Raw genomic sequence first — 20527 nt, 5'->3', positions numbered from 1 at the left:
TACAGACCGTACGGGTTATTTGAAGTCCGTACAGATTTTTTGTACACCCCAAGAAGGAGCGTGATCTATGAAAGCCCAATATGGAATCCTGCGGTTCAAAAAGTACAAGGGGCCTGCCATCAGCCCCATCGAAGCCCACAACGAGCGCACCAAGGAGCAGTACGCCAGCAACCCGGATATTGATGTGAGCCGGAGCCGCTACAACCTCCATCTGGTGCAGCCGCAGGGCAGGTACCGGGAAGAAGCCGACCGCATGATCACGGCGGCTCACTGCCGTGTCCGCAAGGACAGCGTGCGGGTGGTAGAGGCTCTTGTCACCGCCAGCCCGGAGTTTTTCAAGGATAAGACCAACCGGGAGATCAGGGCGTACTTTGCGTACGCCCTGAAATTTTTGGAGGGCAGACAGCGCCCGGATACCTTTCTCTCTGCTGTTGTCCACATGGACGAGAAAACGCCCCACCTGCACCTCTGTTTTGTGCCCCTGACTGCTGACGGACGGCTGAGCGCGAAAGAGATCATTGGCAACCGCAAGAATCTTGTGAGGTGGCAGGATGAGTTCTGGCAGCACATGGTCAAGCAGTACCCGGAGCTGGAACGGGGGGAAAGTGCCAGCCAGACCGGGCGGGAGCACATCCCGCCCCGCATCTTCAAGGAGATGACCCAACTGACCAAGCAGAAGGAGCAACTGGATGCCCTGCTGGTGGGCATCACCCCTTTCAACGGCAAGAGCCGTGCGGCAGAGATCAGCAAGGTACTGGACAGCTATATCCCCAACGTGGCACGGATGAAGGACCAGCTGCGGAAGTACAACGTGGCCTTCACCAAGACTGCCGCCGAAAACGAAAAGCTGAAAGAGAAAAATAAGACGCTCTCTGCCTCGCTGGACAAAGCGAAGGAAGGGAGCGTCTTGAAGCGTCTGGAGGATGCTAAGCTGCGGCAGGACTATGAAGCCGCCCTGAAAACGCTGGACAGCATCCCGCCGGAGGTCATTCGATTTTATGAGGACCGCACGCAGGAGCCTGCGATGCGCCATGATAAGTAAGGAGAACTGCCTATGTGTGATAAAATGTACGAGAATGTGAAATCTTTAGATTATACGAAAAAGTTCTTGCGGTCGGACTCTGATCCGGCTACAATGGAGGTGGTCACTCGAACCAATGCCGTCAAGTCTCCGACCAACAGCCCTGAGACCACTAAGCTGGTGTACACGGTGAAGGAAGTCGCGCAGATGCTGGCCATCAGCCAGCGTGCCGCCTACAACCTGTGCAACAGCACCACCGAGTTCCGTGTCCTGCGGGCAGGCGGAAGCATCCGCATCCCGAAAGACAGCTTCGATGCGTGGCTCCACCGGGCAGCTTGATAAGGAGGCAAATCTATGGCATATATCACGAAACGCGGCAGCTCTTACAGTGTCCGCTACACCTATCAGGACGAGCACGGCAAGAGCTGCGACAAATGGGAGAGCTTTCCCACGAAAGAGGAGGCGGTAAAACGCCAGAAGCAGATCGAGCATGAGCTGGCGACCGGCAACTTCCTGATCCCGTCCACCGTGACAGTGGCAGAGTTTCTGATGGACTGGCTGCCCAAGCAGTGCAGCAAGCACAAGTGGGCACCCAAGACCTACCAGTCCAATCTGGCGCTCATCCAGAATCTCATCATCCCTTATATCGGGGAGATGCAGATGCAGAAGCTGCGGCCCTACCACATCGAAGCCCTGTACGACACCCTGAGCAAGACCCCCTGCGGGCAGTATGTGGGCGGGAAACGGCGAGACCTCTCGCCCAAGCAGCAGAAGCGCACCCTTTCCGGCACCACCCTTCACGAAGTCCACCAACTGTTGCACAATTCGTTCCTGTTGGCGGTGGAGTGGGGCATCCTCATCAAAAGCCCCGTCCCGGTGGAAGCCCCCAAAAAGACTACCCAAGAGCGCAACATCTGGGAGGTGGACGAGATGCGGGCAGCACTGGACAGCATGGAGGACCCCATCCTGCATCTGGCGGTGCACCTGACGCTGGTGGGTGCGCTGCGGGAAGGGGAGGTGGCAGGTCTGACCCCAGAGGACATCGACTTTGACGCCGCCAACGGCATGGGTACCTTCACCGTCAACCGTTCCATGCAGCGGGTGCAGAAGGACACGCTGGCACAGGTGGACAAGGGCTGCATCCTCCGCATCTTCCCGGACAAGCTGGAGGGCAGCAAGACCTTCCTTATCCTGAAGGACACCAAGACCGAAGCTTCCTGCCGCACCATCTTTATGACCGCCGCTCTGCGGGAGGAACTGAAGCAGTGGCTGGAACGCTTGAAACGGGAAGAAGCCCTCGACCCGGAGCGGTACCGCAACAGCGGGATGCTGCTGCGACTGCCCAACGGTCTGGCGGTGGAGCCGGTGCTCATCCGCAAAAAGTTCCTGAAATGGCAGGACGCACACCCGGAGTTCCCGCGCATCGTCTTTCACGGTCTGCGGTATTCCAGTGCCACCTACCAGTTGATGATCTCCGGCGGCGACATCAAGGCGGTGCAGGGGACCACAGGTCACGCCAGTGCGGATATGCTGGTGAACACCTACGCTCATATTCAGCAGTCCTCCCGTGTGGAGCTGGGCAAGAAGTTTGAAAGCGGCTTCTATGCCAAGCCCGACACCCCCAGCCCGCAGGCTGTACCCGCCGCAGGCGAACCCACCATCTCCATGACGGCTCTTTTGGAATTGCTCAAGGATGCCGACCCGGAAATGAAGGCAAAGCTCCGCCTAGCCCTGCTCACCTGATGCAAAAAAGGGCACTGATTGCAATGCAATACAGCGCCCTACATAATCGGACATGGATAACACCCACCGTGCAAAAACCGTGCAGAAACCGTGCACTCGTGGCTAACAAAACAAAAAAGCCATGAAATCTTTCGATTTCACGGCATTTTCTGGTGCGATGGAAGGGACTCGAACCCCCGGCCTACTGATTCGTAGGAACCGAATGGCGCATTTTATCCATTTCATCATTTAACGCTAAAACGTCATTTTAATCGAATTAACGTTACTTTGCCGTTGTTATTCTGTTGCATCCTTTGCATTGCTTGCACGTCTTTGCACCTGTTATCCATCCTTGCGATGTGCAGAAAATGTGCAAAAGTGTGCAGCGCCAAAATCAGCCCGGCAAAACAGGCTGTTTCGCACAGCCCCAAAAGCTGGATTTCAACGGTATTTATTGTGCAAAATCTTCCAGTTTTATCCAAACAACAATCTTACATGAGACACCGGTTCTATGGCAGGGTTTAGGACATCCGAACAGACACCGTTTGATATAGAAATGAGGTTCACCATGAATAAATTGCTTACCTGCCGCTATAACATGGACACCAACCAAGTGGAAGCCCGGTTCGAAGATGGCACCACTCTTGCCATCGACTGCATCGCCGTGGAGGACGAGTACGGCAACACCCCGGCACAGCGGGCAGAACTGGACTGGCTGCTGTATAATAAGCCCTTGGAGTATGCACAGATGGTGCTGGGAGGGGAGATGGGGCACTACCTGTCGCTGGGATGTGACCATGGCAGGCTGGAGGACTGAGCCGCAGAAAACGCGCGGCAAAATCGCTAATCGCGCGGCGCGCGTTTCTCAGCGCAAATTCAGCGCAAACCATACCAAGTCAGCGTAAATTCAGCGTAAATCCCAGAAAGTCAGCGTAAATCACCATTTACCATATAAATGATGCCCGCCCATCTGTGGAAAAGCCAGAGTGGGCGGGCATTCTGCATTTTCAGACCGACTGGAACCCTTTGCCGATGATCTCGCTGGAGTTAACGATGGTCAAAAAAGCCTCCGGATCCTCCCTGCGCAGGAAATCCCGCAGCAGCCCTGCCTGCCGCCGGGTCAGCGCCACCATGATCATGGTGCGGGGCTCGCCGGTGTACACGCCGGTGGCGTCCTGCTGGGTCGCTGTGCGCCCCAGTGTTTCCGTAACGAAACGCCGGATGGGCTCCGGCCTTGAGGTGATGACCGTACACACCTTGCGGAGGTTCAGGCTCTCGATGGCGGTATCCACGATGGTGCTGCGCCCGATGAGCCCCAGCACGCAGTACATCCCGGTCTGCGGGCCGTAAATGCAAGCCGCAAACAGCACCGTGCCGATATCGCTGAGCAGAAGAGCCCTGCCGATCTCCACCTTGATGTACTTGTGTAAGATCATCGCCACGATCTCGGTTCCGCCGGTGGATGCCCCGATGTTGAACACAATGCCGCTGGCAAGGGCCGGCAGCGCCACCGCAAAGCACAGCTCCAGCAAGGTGTCATCCGTTAAAGGCTGGGACATGGGAAACAGCTTTTCGCACATACTGGAGTAAAAGCTGAGCATGAAGGAGGAGTACAGCGTCCATCCCATGGCCTTTATCCCCAGAAAGACGCAGCCCAGCACATCCAGCACCGCATTGGTGATCCACATAAAGGTGCTGACGCTCAACGCCGGAAAGCAGGTAGCCAGCACAACGGAAAGACCTGTGGTGCCGCCAAATACAAAGTGGTTGGGGGCGCAGTAAAAGTTCAGTGCCGCCGCACAAATGATCAGGCTCAGATTCAGCAGCAGAAAAAACCGTGCGCCGCTCCACAGCTGTGCCGGGGTCAGGTTTTTGCACAGACCGTTCTTGATCGCTTCCATCTCAGTCCAGGTGCTCCGCCACATCCATCAGCTGGGTGATGATGCAGTCTGCGGCGGACTGGTCCAGCGGCTCGCCGTGGCGGGGTTTCAGCGCCAGCACCTTCAGTCCTGCTGCCTTTGCGGAGGCAATGCCTGTGGGAGAATCCTCCACCGCAATGGCCTTGTCTGCCGTCAGCCCCAGTGCCTTCAGCGCCTTGAGATAGATGTCCGGCGCAGGCTTATGGGCGGCGCAGTCCTCGCCGCTGAAGGCGAAATCCACCATCGCCTTCAGCCCGCCCTCCGTAAGCATCTTCATGATATCCGGCGCTGCGCTGGAGGACGCCACCGCCACCTTCAGCCCACGGCTGCGGAGCGCATTCATCAGTGGCTCTGCCTGCGGGTCGGTGAGCTTGTCATAGGGGGTGGGGCGAGCCTTGCGGTACTCCCGGTAAGCCATCAGCATCTCCTGACGGCGCACAGGGTCGTTGGGAACAAGCGCTTCCCAGATGGCTTTTTCGTTGGAGCCGATGAAGTTGCCCTCCGGGATAGGGATGCCGTTTTCCAGCAGAAAGTTTTTACGGCGGTTCTCGTAGTAGTATTCCGTATCCGCCAGCACCCCATCCATATCAAAAATCACTGCTTCAATCATTCTTCATTTCCCTCTTCATCAAAAAGGGGGAGGGGCAAGCCCCTCCCCCAAGCATGGGTCTATTGATCCCGGATGACCGCTTAGTACTCCAGCTTCCACATATAGCGGCGCAGGGTCAGCGGATGCTGACGGACGTAGGACAGCTCCTCAGCATAGACACGGAAGACAGCGGTGTGCATCAGCGGGTTGAAGTAGGTGATGACGCTGCTGTCCACAGCATTGCCCAGACCGTAATCCTTTGCATCCACCACGGTGGTCAGAGCATCGAAGCGGTGCAGGAAGGTCAGTGCGCGGGCATCCACGGGACGGGTCTTGCCATCGTTCATCAGCAGGATGAAGGGCACGTCCTTGTCCACGATCTCGAAGGGGCCGTGGAAGAACTCGCCGCTGTGGAAGGAGCCGGAGTTGACCCACTGCATCTCCATCATCAGGCAGATGGAGGTGGAGTAAGCGACCTCCATGGAAGCGCCGCTGGACATGACGTAAACGACGGGAGCGTCCTTGTACTTCTCAGCGAACTCCTTGGCAGACTTGCGGGCAGAGTTGGCAGCGTTCTCGGCAGCCTCGAACACGTTGGTCAGGCCCTCGATCATCTTGTCGTACTTGTCGAAGCCTTCCACCTGCTGCAAGATCTCCACAGCCAGTGCCAGAACGTAGCCCATCTTTTCCAGCTTGGCGGCGTAGTTTGCCTCAAAGCCGTGGACGATGGTGTAGTCAGCTTCCTTGGTCAGGGCAGAACCGGCAGCGTGGGTAACGCTGACAACGGTTGCACCGGCGGCCTTTGCCACGCTGTTGGCCTTGACGGTCTCAGGGGTGCTGCCGCCCAGAGAAGCGGTGATGACCACGGTGGTGTCGCCCAGCCAATCGGGGGTATCGTAGTTGAACTCGTTGGCGGTGTAGTGTGCCACACGAAGCTTCTTGCTGCAGTTTGCCAGGAAGTACTTTGCGGGGTACAGCTCTGCCTTGGAAGCGCCGCAGCCAACAAAGGCCACGTTCTCCACGTTGTGCTTTGCCACGATGTCTGCCACGATGGACTTGACGTTTGCCAGATCAATGTTATACATAATGCAATCCTCCAAATTATTTTTCTTTTTGTTCTGATGAATCACAAATTACAGGCGTACGGATATCTATGTAAGCCGGAAACCCGGTTACACCAACAGACCAAGGGCGTTGATGGCAACACCGCCCACGATGCAGATGCCCAGCAGCCAGCCGGTCTTGACCTTTTTGCGGATCAGGGTGTACATCAGCATCACGATGCCAAGGTTCAGAAGGTTCGGCAGAATGCTGTTCAGCACATCCTGCAGCACCAGACCGGTGCTTGCGAAGGTGATGGGGGTGGTCAGACCCACCATGCTTGCCACCATGGCACCAATGACCATCAGGCCTACGATGCCACAGACGTACATCAGCTTGTCCATCATGCCGCCGTTGAGCTTGGTCAGGTACTTGCTGCCCATGGTGTAGCCCAGCTTACCGGCAAACCATGTAATCAGCACCGAGGGGACGATGGAGATGATCATAGCCAGAATGGGGCCCAGAACGCTGCCCTGCTGTGCCAGAGAGATGCCCAGACCAAAAGCGATCAGGCGGACAGTGCCCTGGAAGAAGGAGTCGCCCACACCGGACAGGGGGCCCATCAGCGAGGTCTTGACGGCGTTGATGGTCTCCGGGTTGAAGTTCTCACGGTCGGCGGCGTACTGCTCTTCCATGGAGGCAGCCAGACCCAGCGTAAAGGCACTGGTCTGCGGGGTGCAGTTGTAGAACGCCATCTCGCGCTCGTAGGCTTCCTTTTTGTGCGCCAGCTGCTCGGGGTCGTTCTCGTTGGGGTACAGCTCGTCCAGCGTGGGAGCGATGCCGTACAAAAAGCCCATGTTCATCTGACGTTCGTAGTTCCAGGAGGCCTGAATGTTCAGGGAGCGCCACATGAACTGGAAGTATTTCTTGAAGTCGCTGCGCTTTGCAGTCTTGGTTGCGTTGCTCATTTCAGCTTCCTCCTATCAAAGATCATCGTCATCTTCCAGCGGGTCGTAGTCCGGGTTGGCAGCAGCTGCACCGGCAGCGGCTGCGGCAGGTGCGCCCTTGCCATACTTCAGACCGGTCAGGATCACAGCCAGAATTGCGGCGAAGATCGCCACAGCGGTGACATCCAGACCCAGATAGCCTACAAAGAAGAAGCCCAGCAGGAAGTAAACGGTCAGATCACGGTTGAGCATGGTGGACAGCAGCAGGGCAATACCGTAAGCGGTAAGGAACTTACTGCCGAGGTTCAGGCCATCGGTCAGCCATGCGGGGATGAAAGCCACGATCTTCTGCACCAGATCCGTGCCGAAGTAGACGGACAGGAAGATGGGGATGAAGTACATCAGGCTGTACAGCAGTGTGCCCCAGACGATGTGCATGCTCCATGCCTTGCGGAACTTGCCTTCTGCAATGGCGTGGTCGGCAACGTGGGTCAGGTTGGACAGGATGGTGCGCATCAGCACGCCCAGCATCTGGCCCAGAACAGCGATGGGGATGGCCAGCGCCAGTGCAGTCTCGGCAGAAGCATCGGTCAGGATGGCAAAAGCTGCGCAGATGATGGCAGCCATGTTCATGTCCGGGGGTGCTGCTGCGCCGATGTTCACGATGCCAAGGCTCATCAGCTCGATGGATGCGCCAAGGGTCAGACCGGTCTGCAGATCACCCAGCAGCGCACCGACGATGGTGCAGGTGATGAGCGGACGCTCGAAGTTCATGCGGCCCAGAATGCGCGAGTCCAGAATACAGAACACGCCAACCAGACCCAGAAGCAGTGCGGTAACAAACATGGGTCAATTCCTCCTTCTTATCTCCTTACGATCAGATGTGATCGATGGGTACTACCTTAAAGGTGGGGGTCTGCTGGCTGTAGATCTTAATGCCCATATCCAGCAGCTTCTGGGTGTCGGCCTGCTCCTCCGGGGTCAGGAATACCGACTGGTCAAAGGCCACGGAGCCGGGCTTGTTTGCCACAGCGCCGTAGTTGATCTCTTTGATCTTGGGATATGCCTGGCAGAACTTGAGCAGGGCAGCGGTGTTGCCGAAGATCATCATGATCTTCTCGTCCAGCTGCTCCACCTTGGGCATCTTGGCGATGGCTTTGTCCACCGTGAAGATGTTCACCCGGACACCGGCGGGCTTGCTCAGCAGCAGGGCGGACTTTTTCATCTCGTCGTTGGCGGCGTCATCGTCCACCACGATGATGCGCTGTGCGCCCACATGGCCGGTCCACGAGAATACCACCTGACCGTGCAGCAGGCGGTAGTCCAGACGTACTAATTTGATCATAGGTCATCCTCCTCATCTTGGGCTGCGTTTTTCAGCAGCAGGTTGCAATCAATGATCTGAGCCTTGGCATCTGCAATGCACTCGGCCAGTTCGTCCTGTGTCAGGGCTTCGTCGTTGGAAGCAAGGGTCAGCACCAGAGAAGCGTTCATGCCGCAGATCAGGTGCACCGCCGGATACTCCGGCAACAGGGTCAGCATCTCGTTGTTCACGCTGCCGCCCATCACATCGGTCACGATGTACACAGCATCCTCTGCCGCAAAGCCATCCAGCAGCCGGCGTGCCGCCACCGTGATCGGCTCGGTCTCATCCCGCAGGGTAGCAAGGGCATAAAGGTTCGGCAGCTCGCCAAGGATCATCTGCACGGTGTCCTTCATTCCGGCAGACAGCCCTCCGTGCGAAGCAAGAATGATTCGGTTCATACGCACCCACGACCTTTCTTGTGTTTCCTTCATCTCTTCGGCGTCTGTATCGTCCTATTCGTTATAGACGTCATAATCGTCATGTACATATTACCACATTTCACACAGGCGTCAAGAGGTTTTGTCAAAATAATCTCAGCTTTGGTAACGTGCACAAAGCTGCGCCGTCATATTTTTGCAGTTTCACCAACAACCTTCCGTAGAACGACAAAAAGAGCGCCTCTTCCGCAGGGAAGAGACGCTCTTTTGGGACAGAATTCTGCCCTTAAAACTCAAACATATACCGGCTTCCAATGTAATACTGCCGCCCGATGCACAGCGGGTGGTCATATTGGTCATGGAAGTAGGCGTTCAGATACAGCAGCGGCTCGCCCAGCGAAAGGTTGAGCAGCTGTGCCTGTTCTGCCGAAGCCCGTACCGCCTCGATACGCTGGCAGGAGGTCGTCGCAGGGCGCAGCCCGGAGATGCGCTCAATGGTGTCAAACATGGAAACATCATTGAGGTTCTCGCTCATCAGGTTCTTATAAGGCTCGTAGGGCAGGAACAGGTTCTCCAGAAAAACCGGCTGACCATCGGCGGTGCGCAGACGCTGGATATAGATGAGCAAGGCTTCCGGGCCTACATGGAAGAAGGCTTCCTCATCCTTACGCACCGGCACGATCTGACGGTTCAGCAGCCGGGCACCCGGCACCATACCGTTTTCTTTGCAGGTCTCCGTAAAACTGGCAGCATTTCTGCCGCTGGTAAACTTGCGATGGATGCGGGGCTTACTGACAAAGGTGCCGCGCCCCTGCATTTTGACCAGATACCCTTCGGCGCACAGCTCTTCCACCGCACGGCGCACCGTGATGCGGCTGACAGAGTATTCTGCACTCAGTTCCGGCTCCGGGGGGATCTTCTCATTGGTTTTGTATTTGCCGCTCTCGATCGCGGCACGAATGTCATCCTTTACCTGCTGGTAAAGCGGGACGACAGCACTATCATTGATTGCCATGAAATACCTCACTCTCAAATTGAGTATATCGTTATAAACATTATATTCATCTCATGGCTATGATAGTGCATATTCCGCGAATTGTCAAGTAAAACCTGCGAGCTGTTTTTAGTGCGAGGTGACAAATGCACCCCGTTCTGCGCAGGGCACCCCATTTTCCAGTGCCCTGCCGGGAAGAATCCAAAGGCAACACCGCGCAATGCCATAAAAGAAGTATTCAATCAGCTTCATAAGTCCTACTATCACTGCTTTACTGCAATAAAATTTGCAAAACCATCTTGACGCGCTCCGCAATCCATGATACCCTTTATCGCAAATCCCACCAAATTTGTAGAAAAATACAGAGTGGCGAGGATTTATTCTCCGTGAAGATTTTTACCGCCCCGCAACACACCCGATTCATTTTGCCGCCGATTCACCCGACAAAATCATCGCTGCGCTGCGTGGGCGGTATTTTTCTTTTTTACAAATAAAATCTTATGTAGTTGTTCAATCTTCCAAAATTTGTTTTTAGTTGTTGACTGCACAACCGCAAAGTGTTATTCTTGTGCTTGAAAGAAGCAGGTTGTAGTGTCCGCACTGCGTCCGGCTTTCTTCATACTGTACCTTGAATCCTTCATAAGCCGTCTGAACGAGATACTGTGCCATGACCTCACACTTTCTGTGGGCGAGCCGGACAACGCCGCTGCAAAACAGGGGCAGGAACTGCGTTCGGTGTGAACGGTGACCATGAGCAGGGGCTTTGCCTTTTCACACGTTTTGCTCTGCAAAATTTTCAACGTGCATTGCGGTTCGACTTCTGAAATTTTCAGTGTTGCACGGAAAGGGCGAAAGCAAGTATCGACCTGTGGCCACAAATTTTCAATGCTTGAAAATGTTCTGTCACATGGTCTGTCACTTGTTGGGGAGTGCCTTCCCCAAACCCTGCTCCAGCGTTGCGCTGGTTTCAGCGCAAAAGCGGCGTGTCGCATTACATAGCCCTCTCCATCCCGGAGCGGGCATTTATCATTTTCACAGGAGGTCGAATATGACTGAAATGAAAAGTCCGAACGCACACGCACGAGAGAACCGCAATGACACGCCGCGAAAACGAAAGACACACATCATCAAAGTCCGAGTGACCGCAGAAGAAAAACTGCGGATCGCATACGCCTGCAAAGAACTCCACCTCACCCAATCCGAACTCGTCCGCCGCGTTCTGTACGGCGTGAACGTCAAGCACACCGTTGTGGTGGCGCAGGGCGGCGAGGATGCACTGGCGGCGCTTGCCGCCTTGTCTGCTCAGTGCAGCAAGGTGGGAAGCAACCTCAACCAGCTTGCACGGCACTTCAACTCCGGCGGCAAAGACACCGAGCAGCTCCGGGCGCAGATTCTGGAGGAACTGTCCGCACTCACGAACTTTCGGCTGAAAGCCGAAGAAACGGTTGGTGAACTGTATGGCAACCATCAAGCATTTGACCTCGAAAAACTCTAACTATGCCGCCGCCGAAAGCTATCTCACCTTTCAGCACAACGAGTACACCGGTCTGCCCATTCTGGACGAGAAAGGCAGACCCAAGCTGCGGGATTCGTACCTGCTCGACACCCTTGAGTGCGGCGAATCTTCGTTCGCTATGGCCTGCCTGATTGCCAATCGCAAGTACGGCAAGAACGGCAGGCGGGAGGACGTGAAGACCCACCATTATATCATCAGTTTCGACCCGAAGGACGCAGTAGAGAACGGCCTGACCATGGAACGGGCGCAAGCCCTTGGCTTGCAGTTCTGCAAGGACAACTTCCCCGGTCATCCCGCCATCGTCTGCACCCACCCGGACGGTCACAACAGTGCCGGGAATATCCACGTCCACATCGTCATCGGCAGCTTGCGTGTCCGCACCGTGGAACGGCAGCCCTTCATGGACAAGCCGTGCGACTGGGAAGCGGGCAAGAAGCACCGCTGCACCTCTGCCATGCTCCGGCACCTTCGTGTCGCGGTCATGGAGATGTGCGAGCAAGCCGACCTGAACCAGATCAATTTGCTGGAAGCCCAAGGCGACCATGTTTCCGAGCGGGAGTATTGGGCGCAGCGGCGCGGACAACGCCGTCTCGACCATGCCAACGCCAAACTTGCCGCCGAAGGGCAGCAGCCCACCCAGACCGTCTACCAGACCGAACTGGACAAACTGCGAAAGCAGATCTACGCTGTGCTGAACAAGACCACCACCTTCGAGGAATTTTCTGCATTGCTCATGCAGGAACACGGCATCGCCGTGAAGGAGAGCCGAGGCCGGTTGAGCTACTGCCCACCCGGCCGGACAAAGTTCATCACCGCCAAGAAACTGAGCAAGAAGCTGGAAAAAGAGCTGGTGCTGACCGCCCTCTCCCAGAACATCCAGCTTGCAACCGCCATCCAGCCCGCCAGCGAGAAGAAGCCGGATAAGATCAGGAAACTGGTTGACATTCAGGCGAACGTTGCTGCGGGCAAGGGCATCGGCTATGAGCGTTGGGCGAAAAAGTTCAACCTCAAACGCTGGTCGCAGACCTTGTGTCTCCTGCAGGAGAAAAAGCTGCTCAGTGAAGATGCCCTGAACCAACGCATTGCCGAACTGAAAACCCAGCACGACGATGCACTGGCGGTGGTCAAAGACATGGATGCCCGCATGGTCTCCCTCAAGGAGCTGCGCGGGCATCTTGTGGTCTATCGGCAGTACAAGCCTCTTGCACAGAAGCTCCAGACTGTGCGGAACCCCGCCAAGTTCAAGGAGCAGCATCGTGCAGAGCTTGCCGTGTACGAGGCCGCTTGTGCCTATTTCAAGGCCATCGGGCTCAGGACGCTGCCGGACCTCAAAAAGCTGGATGCTGAATACGCATCCCTGTCCTCGGAGAAAAACGGGTTCTACCCCCGCTACAAGAAGGCGCAGATCGAACTGCGTGAACTCCGCACCGCACAACAGAACGTGGAAGCCTTCTTCCGCAAGGAAGAGCTCAGCCACGCCGTACCGCAGCAGGAGGTCAAATGAACAACACTCTGACGGATCGATGTGTGAATAAACCCAACCTCACCCACGCCCCTCACCGGGCTTCGTCCTTTCGCCTGTATCCCACCCATTGGGACGGAGGGTAGCACCTCTGTCTTTTCGGACGTAAAAAACGCCATCTCGACCCGGCAGGCGGCGGAGCTGTACGGCTTCGCCGTAAACCGGAACGGCATGATGTGCTGTCCCTTCCACGGGGATAAACACCCCAGCATGAAGGTGGACAGCCGTTTCCACTGTTTCGCCTGTCAGGCAGATGGCGATGTGATCGATTTTGTCGGCAGACTTTTTCAACTTTCTCCCTACAAGGCTGTGGAAAAGTTGAAGGAGGACTTTGGCATGGCACTTGCCGACGGCAAGGTGCGGCTTGCTCCCCGCAGTCCGCCCACCGTCCGACAGCAGCTGCTGGACTATTACCGCTGTCTGCAGCGTTGGCGAGTCCGATATGCACCACAGTCACCCACAGAAGAACTTCACCCCTGCTTCCTTGAAGCAATAAAGAACCTTGACATCGTTGAATATTATCTGGACTGTTCGGTGCTCCCGGACCCGCAGACCGAAAACGAGCTACGGAAGTATTGGGAGGGATTGCATGAGCGACTGGAAAAAGAGGAACGAAGATTGGCATGATGAGGACGAACTGGAAGAAGAGGAAGAATGCGAATGCCCTTGGGTAGACAGCAAGGGCAAAGTGCGTGAAACCGCTTACTGCCAGTACCTTTTAGAGAAACACCCCATGATGTGCCTGAAACAGAAGCTGTTCGACCAGAACGGCGAGGTAGACGAGGACGCACTGCTCTATGAAGTCCACAGTGACCTCCGTGACTTTGTGCTCGACAACCTTGCCAAGAAGGAGAAGCAGGTTCTGGACGCACTCCGTATCGAAACCTATACCCCTGAATGGAAACCCCAGCTTGACCGCATCCATCTCCAGAACGGAACCTACTTTCTGGACGAGCGGGGATTTGTGCCGGAAAAGGAACTCTGCCTGAACCGACTCCCCGTGGAATACCAGCCCGATGCCCCCGCACCGACCAAGTGGCTGGAATTTCTGGACGGTCTGCTCATCCCGGAGGATATTCTGACCTTGCAGGAATACCTTGGCTATCTTCTGATCCCGTCTACCAAGGCGCAGAAGATGCTGGTCATGACCGGCAAGGGCGGCGAGGGAAAATCCCGCATCGGCTTGCTGCTGAAGAAGCTGTTCGGGGAAGCCTCTCACTCCGAATCCATCCTCCGCATCGAAACGAACCGCTTTGCCAGTGCAAATCTGGAGTACAAGCTGGTCATGGTCGATGACGATCTGAACATGGTGGCGCTGCCCGAAACACGGAACATCAAGTCCATCGTTACCGCTGAAGACCGTTTGTGCATCGAGCGGAAAAACAAGCAGGCTGTCCAAGGCCTGCTGTACGTTCGTTTCATCTGCTTCGGCAATGGCAACCTTGTGGCCGCTCACGATGACAGCGACGGCTTCTGGCGCAGACAGATCCTCATCACGGTGAAAGACCGTGACCCTGCCCGGGTGGATAACCCGTTCCTTATCGAAGAGCTGTCCGAGGAGCGTCCCGGCATCCTGCTGTGGATGTTGGAGGGTCTGCATCGTCTGCTGGCGAACCGCTATCAGTTCACCATCAGCGAGCGCTCCATCCAGAACCTTGAAGCAGCCATGGCGGACAGCGACAACCTGACCCAGTTCATGCAGGCAACGGCGTATGTCCGCTTCCGCCCTAACAGTGAAGAGCGTTCCACATATCTCTATCGTGCCTACACCAAGTGGTGCGAGGATAATCTGGAATCGCCTGTTCCGCAAAAGAAGTTCAGCCAGTTCCTACTGAAAAATGCAGGGAAGTATGGCCTGACCTTTTCCAAGCACATCGAGGGAAAGTACCGCGGCTTCCGGGGCGTATGCGTCCACCCCGCCTTTGCTGCGGCATAAAAACACACGAAAAGTGAAAATCTCCCGCCCCATGCGCCCCAAATCTGCAGTTTTCACCTGTTATCGTTGTTTTCTCCGTGCGCATATCCGCCCTTCCGGGCGGATGCAGGGCGGCAAAACGCCCTTCGGGGCGGGAGAGAAGCCCGGATGCGCCCCAAGAGGGCGCGTCTATCTCAGCCATGCGCCCTGTAAAATCAACATAGAAAGGTACTTTTGTGTAGTTTGGGGCGCATGGGGCGCATAAATTCAAGTTCTCGCACTTTTTTGGGCTGCTGCTTCGGGTCAGGAGCGGCAGCCCCTTACATATTTACCAGCCCACAAGGGTGCAGCTCAACCGGAGCTGCGCCGGGTCTGGAGAAGTGCAAAGGAAACATGCCTATGACGAATGTCCGCAAAAATTCCGCCAAACTGACCCGTGAGGACTTGAAAATCGCGCCCGAATCTCCTACAATGGAATTGTCCAAGAACCCTGCCACAGAACCTTCTAAACAGGCTTCAGTGACCCGTCACGAGCCGCTTGTTTACCGGGTGGACGAGATTGCCCAACTTTTGGCAATTTCCAACCGTGCTGCGTATAACCTGTGCAACACCACGAAGGACTTCAAGGTGATTCGCCTTGGTACCAGCATCCGGGTAAGCAAGCAGAGCTTCGATGATTGGTTCGCTGCGGTCTGAGGGAGGGAATATCTATGGCATCTATTATGAAACGTGGCAACACGTATTCTGTCCGATACAACTACAAAGACCACAATGGCAAGCCCTGCAAGGGCTGGGAGACCTTCAAGACCAAGGCCGAAGCGCAGGAGCGCAAGATCACGGTCGAAAAGGAACTGCTGGATGGTACATTCCTCGTGCCCGATGCAATGACGGTGGAGGAGATGCTGTACAAGTGGATTCCCATTCAGTCCAGCAAGCACAAGTGGTCGCCAAAGACCTACACCCAATCTGTGGCGATGGTGCAGAACCTCATCGTGCCGTATATCGGAAAGCGGAAGGTGCAAGACCTCCGCACCTATGACATCGAGCAGTTCTACGCCACGCTGAGCCAGACCCCATGCGGTCAGTACGTTCACGGCGAGAAGCAGGAGCTTACGGAAAACCAGAAGAAGCGGCTGCTGTCCAGCACGTCCATTCACGAAGTCCACACGCTCCTGAAAACTGCCTTTTCGTATGCCGTTGACTGGGATCTAATCCACAAATCGCCTACTCCCCGTGAAGCCCCCAAAATTAACACCGAAGAACGCACCATCTGGGATGAGCGCACCATGTTGGCGGCGCTGCAGACCATCGAAAACCCCGCCCTGCATCTGGCGGTGCACATGAGCATGATCCTCTCCTTGCGAGAGGGTGAGATCCTCGGCTTGCAGCCGGGAGACCTCGACTTTGATGCAGCAGACGGACGGGGAACCATCTCAGTGAACAAAGCCCTGCAGCGTGCCGACAAGGTCGCCTTGTCCAAGATTGATCCTACCCAGATCTACCACACCTTCCCGGACAGACGGGAGGGGAGCAAGTCCTCGCTGATCCTCAAGCGGACTAAGACCAAAAAGTCCAACCGCATCCTGTACATGACCAAGCCCTTGAAAGAGGAGCTTCTGGCATGGCTGGAAAAGATGAAGCAGGACGAGCAGAGCGCCCCGGAAAAGTACAGCAACTGCGGTCAGCTGTTCCGCTTACCAGACGGCTTACCCATTGCCCCGGACGTTCTGACCAAGTGGTATCGTATGTGGCGGGCAGAGCACCCGGAGTTTGAGAAGATCGTGTTCCACGGTCTGCGCCACTCCAGTGCCACCTACCAGCTGCTGCAATCTGGCGGTGACTTCAAGTCGGTGCAGGGCAACACTGGCCATGCAACCGCCACCGTCCTGATGGACACCTACGCTCACACGCAGGACAAACCCCGGTTGGAGTTGACCGAGAAGATCGAAGCCGACTTCTACACGCAGGATGTGGCCGGTGCAAAGCCGCAGGAACCCCCGGAAAACAAAACGCCGGTGGCAACAAAAATCACGGGTAAAATGATCCTTGAAGCCATCCGGCAGATGGACGCAGAGGAGCGCCGCGAGCTGACGCGGGTGCTCTTCGCGTAAAATTCTCTTTTTTGTGCAGCGAAATACACGCTGTGCAAGCGATGCAAAGAGTTCATGGCTTTTTTGTAAAGTGTGCAGGAGATGTGCAAAAGTGTGCAGACTCTGCCAGAAAAACAAAAAAGCCATGAAATCTTTCGATTTCACGGCATTTTCTGGTGCAGTAAAGCAATCCAAATCCGAACCATTTTCCTTTGATGCGGCTTGGGCCGCTTCCTCAAACGTGATGGTCTGTGTCCCTTCTTTATAGTTGAAGGCAATTAAAACCTTATCATCGTACAGATAAATCGAATTGATGAACGTATCCACCAACGCCTGCCGCTGGTCTTTCAGGCTCATGTCCAATTTACGGAACCTCATCAGCCAGAAACGGATAAATTCCTCTTTGATCTTGGGCTTTGCCAGCTTTTCTTCCGCAATGCGGGCTTCAAGCTCTCGCTTGGTTTCTTCGAGCTGCTCCAGCCGCTCCTTGGTGGAACTAGTGAGGATTCCGGCCTGAATCGCGTTGAGCATATTCTGGATACCCGATTCCGCATCCCGGAGCTGCTTCTCATAGAGGGGAAGATTGGTGTTCTCCCGGTCTTGCAGCTCCATGACCTTGGCAATGATGGATTCCATGGCGGCATCGTCCCGGACAAGCTGCATGGTCTGGTTGACCACCAGATCTTCGAGCCACTGCTTACGGACGGTCTTTTTCTTGCAGCCCTTGTGCTTTTTGGCAGTAGCACATTTATAATAGCGGTGGACTTCGCCCGTCCGGCTCGTGCCGCTTTCGCCAAACATCAACGCCCCACAATAGCCGCAGAACAGCTTGGTGGTGAGCAGGTAGTCATCCTCTGCCTTTCTACGGGCAGGGGCTTTCTTGTTTTTGGCGATCTTTTCCTGCACATCCTCAAAAAGTTCCAGCGGAATGATGGGCGGGATGGCATCCGGTACGACCACATCCCGGAATTTCAGTTCTCCGATGTACCGCCGATTCTTGAGCATATGTTCAACGCTGTTATAAGTAAACGCACCGCCCACCGGGTTCTTGATGCCGTTTTCGTTCAGCCAGTCCCGGATCTCCTTCATGGTGGAGCCTTCATTGTACTTCTTGAACGATTCCAGCACAAAAGGCGAGGTGAGAGGGTCAATGTGGAACTTCCGCTCCGAATCCAGCGTATAGCCAAAGGTTCCACGACCACCGTTGCAGCGGCCTTTCAGGATGTTCTCAGTCTGTCCACGCACGACCTTCTCGGCAAGGTCGGCGGAGTAGTATTCCGCATAACCTTCCAGCACCGATTCCAGAATGATACCTTCCGGCCCCTCGGAGATGATCTCGGTGGCAGACATGAGCTTGACACCATTCTTCTTCAGCTGGGTCTTGTACCGGGCACTGTCGTAGCGGTTCCGGGCAAAACGGTCAAGCTTCCAGACCAGCACAATGTCAAACAGCTTTTTGTCGCTGTCTTTTATCATCTGCTGAAACTCCGGGCGGTTATCGGTCTTGGCGGAGATGGCACGGTCAATGTAATGCTTCACCACCGTGAAGCCGTTCTTTTCCGCATAGGCGGTGCATTCCCGGATCTGACCTTCAATGGATTCTTCGCGCTGACTATCAGTAGAATAGCGGGCATAGATCACGGCGGTCATGGCAGGCACCTCCCATTTATACATCATTGAACGGTGGAGCGTTCTTTTAAAACAGTGTTTCGTATAATGTATATACCACAGTTTTTAACTGAATGCAAGACTTTTTCCAAAATAAAAGCCGCCCTCATTCTCAGATCGTCCAATTCTGGCTTGCCGATTGCAGATCCACCATGTGGGTGTACAGTCCCTTCCGAGCGTACAGCTCATCCGGTCTGCCTTGCTCCGCTACGATGCCATCCTTCATCACAACAACCTTGTCTGCACCGGCTACGGTGCGCATCCGGTGGGCAATGATGAGGACAGTTTTGTTTTTTATGAGCCGGGATAGAGCCTCCTGAATGGCAGTTTCATTTTCCACATCCAAGCTGGCGGTGGCCTCATCCAGCAGGATGATGGGCGCATCCTTCAGGAAGGCGCGGGCGATGGAAATGCGCTGACGCTCGCCGCCGGAAAGAGCACAGCCGTTCTCACCGATGTTGCTGTTCCACTTGTCCGGCAGCTTTTCGACAAATTCATCACAGTTTGCCAGTTTTGCCGCCGCCAGAACCTCTTCGTCCGTTGCACCTTTGCGGCCCAGACGGATGTTTTCGAGAATCGTGTTGTCAAACAGCGTCACATCCTGAAAAACGATGGAATACAGGCTCATGAGCTTTTCCGGGTCAATTTTGGAAATATCCATGCCGCCCACGGTAATACAGCCCTTCTGATTGTCCCAGAATCGAGCGGCCAGACGGGAAACGGTAGTTTTACCGCCGCCAGAGGGTCCGATCAGTGCAGTGACCTCGCCTTGCTTTGCCGTAAAGGAAACGTCTTTCAGCACTGTCTCACCGGAGTTGTAGGCAAAACCCACATGATCAAACACGATGTCGCAGCCCTGATTGGTCATCGTTTCGCTGCCGGTCTGGACTGGGTATTCCAGAATCTCATTCATCCGCCCCACATTGGTACGCATGGCGATAACCGCTGCCAGATTCTGCAAAGCCCCCTGCATGGGGTCGTACATCCGGGATGCCGCCATCAGGAACAGAAACAGGGTCAGTACGTCGATGCTGCCCTGCACCAGCAGCACTGAGCCGGTGAGCGCCACCGACGCAATGCCCAGCTTGAGCACCATACCGGCGGAGGACACGAACAGCGCTGTTGTCAGTTCTGCCACGATGGACTGCTTTTCCACTGCCCGAATTTTGTCGGAAAGGCCGGACAGATACCGCTGCTCCGCATTGCTGGCTTTCAGGTCGCGGAGGGTCTCGATATACTCCTGAATGCCGTCCGCACAGGCCATTTTCGCCGCCATGGTCCTGGCCTGCACCTTGTCCTGCACCCGATAGCTGCCCACCACGATAGCAGCGGATACCGGAATGACCCACAGAGCCGCCAGTGCCATCCGCCAGTCGAACGCAAACAGGCTCAGCGCAATGATCACAGTGGAGATCAAGGAACCGAACAGGCCGGGAATAAAGTGAGAGCAGGTCTTTTCCAAAACCTCACAGTCCGACATGATGGTACTGGTCAGATCGGCCAGATCTCGTTTGCCAAAGAAAGACAGTGGCAGCTTACGCAGACGTTCTGCGAGAGCCAGACGGCGGATTCCGCTTTCTTTATAGGTCGTAAAATAGGTTCCGTTGTACTGGAACCATGTTGTCAGGAGAATCAGCCCGAAGCAGACGATACAGCCCAGCAGATAAAAAACGGCTTTGCCGGAAGTTGTGCCATTCAGCAGGTCTTTTACCAAAAAATACAGCAGACAGGTGGGCAGCATGAACGCCATGTTCTGGAACGCACAGGCCAGAACGCCCTTTACAAGCCCCTTTGCGCCCTCCGGGGAACTGGCTGTGGCGTGTTGAATTTTTTCGATCAT

At 55.4% G+C, this 20527-nt stretch carries 19 protein-coding genes and 1 pseudogene; 10 read left to right on the top strand and 10 right to left on the bottom strand.

Features of this window, described 5'->3' with window-relative positions; genetic code table 11:
* The first annotated feature begins 67 nt into the window (after nt 1-67).
* The 4 genes from mobV (at nt 68) to MTP39_RS00385 (ending at nt 3560) form a co-directional block, all read left to right on the top strand.
* A complete protein-coding gene (gene mobV, locus MTP39_RS00400) occupies nt 68-1042 on the top strand; it encodes a MobV family relaxase (RefSeq protein WP_249241028.1) in 975 nt (324 codons plus the stop codon).
* 24 nt (nt 1043-1066) lie between these two features.
* Nucleotides 1067-1360 (top strand): helix-turn-helix domain-containing protein, encoded by a 294-nt coding sequence (locus MTP39_RS00395; RefSeq protein ID WP_249242070.1) that lies wholly within the window; start codon nt 1067-1069, stop codon nt 1358-1360.
* A gap of 15 nt (nt 1361-1375) precedes the next feature.
* Nucleotides 1376-2764, top strand: coding sequence for a site-specific integrase (locus MTP39_RS00390; RefSeq protein ID WP_249241027.1), 1389 nt, complete (start codon nt 1376-1378; stop codon nt 2762-2764).
* Nucleotides 2765-3311: 547 nt separating this feature from the next.
* Entirely contained in the window at nt 3312-3560 is a 249-nt protein-coding gene (locus MTP39_RS00385) for a DUF6061 family protein (protein WP_249241025.1), read from the top strand.
* A gap of 190 nt (nt 3561-3750) precedes the next feature.
* Here the strand turns inward: MTP39_RS00385 and MTP39_RS00380 are convergent, their stop codons facing one another.
* The 8 genes from MTP39_RS00380 to MTP39_RS00345 form a co-directional block, all read right to left on the bottom strand.
* Complete coding sequence (locus tag MTP39_RS00380; protein WP_117950069.1) at nt 3751-4644, bottom strand: YitT family protein; 894 nt, start codon at nt 4642-4644, stop codon at nt 3751-3753.
* 1 nt (nt 4645) lies between these two features.
* The gene (locus MTP39_RS00375; protein ID WP_117476612.1) at nt 4646-5272 is read right to left on the bottom strand and encodes an HAD family hydrolase; all 627 of its coding nucleotides are present in this window, start codon (nt 5270-5272) and stop codon (nt 4646-4648) included.
* Between the two features lie 80 nt (nt 5273-5352).
* A complete protein-coding gene (locus tag MTP39_RS00370) occupies nt 5353-6336 on the bottom strand; it encodes an SIS domain-containing protein (protein ID WP_015565013.1) in 984 nt (327 codons plus the stop codon).
* A gap of 87 nt (nt 6337-6423) precedes the next feature.
* On the bottom strand, nt 6424-7260 hold the full coding sequence (locus tag MTP39_RS00365; protein WP_117950073.1) for a PTS system mannose/fructose/sorbose family transporter subunit IID: 837 nt from the start codon (nt 7258-7260) through the stop codon (nt 6424-6426).
* 15 nt (nt 7261-7275) lie between these two features.
* On the bottom strand, nt 7276-8085 hold the full coding sequence (locus tag MTP39_RS00360; RefSeq protein WP_117476613.1) for a PTS mannose/fructose/sorbose/N-acetylgalactosamine transporter subunit IIC: 810 nt from the start codon (nt 8083-8085) through the stop codon (nt 7276-7278).
* Between the two features lie 31 nt (nt 8086-8116).
* On the bottom strand, nt 8117-8584 hold the full coding sequence (locus tag MTP39_RS00355) for a PTS sugar transporter subunit IIB (RefSeq protein WP_117476614.1): 468 nt from the start codon (nt 8582-8584) through the stop codon (nt 8117-8119).
* Nucleotides 8581-9003 carry a PTS sugar transporter subunit IIA gene (locus MTP39_RS00350; protein WP_181966900.1) on the bottom strand — a complete coding sequence of 141 codons (423 nt, stop codon included), beginning with the start codon at nt 9001-9003 and terminating at the stop codon, nt 8581-8583. Before MTP39_RS00350 ends, MTP39_RS00355 begins: the two co-directional genes overlap by 4 nt.
* A gap of 265 nt (nt 9004-9268) precedes the next feature.
* A complete protein-coding gene (locus MTP39_RS00345; protein WP_097769858.1) occupies nt 9269-9997 on the bottom strand; it encodes a GntR family transcriptional regulator in 729 nt (242 codons plus the stop codon).
* A gap of 1027 nt (nt 9998-11024) precedes the next feature.
* Here MTP39_RS00345 and MTP39_RS00340 point away from each other — a divergent pair.
* The 6 genes from MTP39_RS00340 (at nt 11025) to MTP39_RS00315 (ending at nt 17040) form a co-directional block, all read left to right on the top strand.
* Nucleotides 11025-11471: a plasmid mobilization protein gene (locus MTP39_RS00340; protein WP_097780449.1), complete on the top strand. Its 447-nt coding sequence runs from the start codon at nt 11025-11027 to the stop codon at nt 11469-11471.
* Nucleotides 11434-12996, top strand: a complete 1563-nt coding sequence (locus tag MTP39_RS00335; protein ID WP_249241023.1) for a relaxase/mobilization nuclease domain-containing protein — start codon at nt 11434-11436, stop codon at nt 12994-12996. The genes MTP39_RS00340 and MTP39_RS00335 overlap by 38 nt, the downstream gene beginning before the upstream one ends.
* A 189-nt stretch (nt 12997-13185) precedes the next feature.
* Nucleotides 13186-13641 (top strand): CHC2 zinc finger domain-containing protein, encoded by a 456-nt coding sequence (locus MTP39_RS00330; protein WP_256468828.1) that lies wholly within the window; start codon nt 13186-13188, stop codon nt 13639-13641.
* Nucleotides 13604-14950: a DNA primase family protein gene (locus MTP39_RS00325; protein ID WP_249241022.1), complete on the top strand. Its 1347-nt coding sequence runs from the start codon at nt 13604-13606 to the stop codon at nt 14948-14950. Before MTP39_RS00330 ends, MTP39_RS00325 begins: the two co-directional genes overlap by 38 nt.
* A 372-nt stretch (nt 14951-15322) precedes the next feature.
* Complete coding sequence (locus tag MTP39_RS00320; RefSeq protein WP_249241021.1) at nt 15323-15625, top strand: helix-turn-helix domain-containing protein; 303 nt, start codon at nt 15323-15325, stop codon at nt 15623-15625.
* A 14-nt stretch (nt 15626-15639) separates the two neighbouring features.
* Nucleotides 15640-17040: a site-specific integrase gene (locus MTP39_RS00315; RefSeq protein WP_249241020.1), complete on the top strand. Its 1401-nt coding sequence runs from the start codon at nt 15640-15642 to the stop codon at nt 17038-17040.
* 101 nt (nt 17041-17141) lie between these two features.
* Here the strand turns inward: MTP39_RS00315 and MTP39_RS00310 are convergent.
* Together MTP39_RS00310 and MTP39_RS00305 are read right to left on the bottom strand one after the other, a co-directional pair.
* Nucleotides 17142-18669 (bottom strand): annotated as a pseudogene (locus MTP39_RS00310) (recombinase family protein); the annotation flags it as partial.
* 130 nt (nt 18670-18799) lie between these two features.
* Nucleotides 18800-20527: an ABC transporter ATP-binding protein gene (locus MTP39_RS00305; RefSeq protein ID WP_249241019.1), complete on the bottom strand. Its 1728-nt coding sequence runs from the start codon at nt 20525-20527 to the stop codon at nt 18800-18802.

Source organism: Faecalibacterium sp. I3-3-33 (assembly GCF_023347295.1).
Lineage (GTDB): Bacteria > Bacillota > Clostridia > Oscillospirales > Ruminococcaceae > Faecalibacterium.
This window is presented reverse-complemented; position numbering and strand designations above follow the sequence as displayed.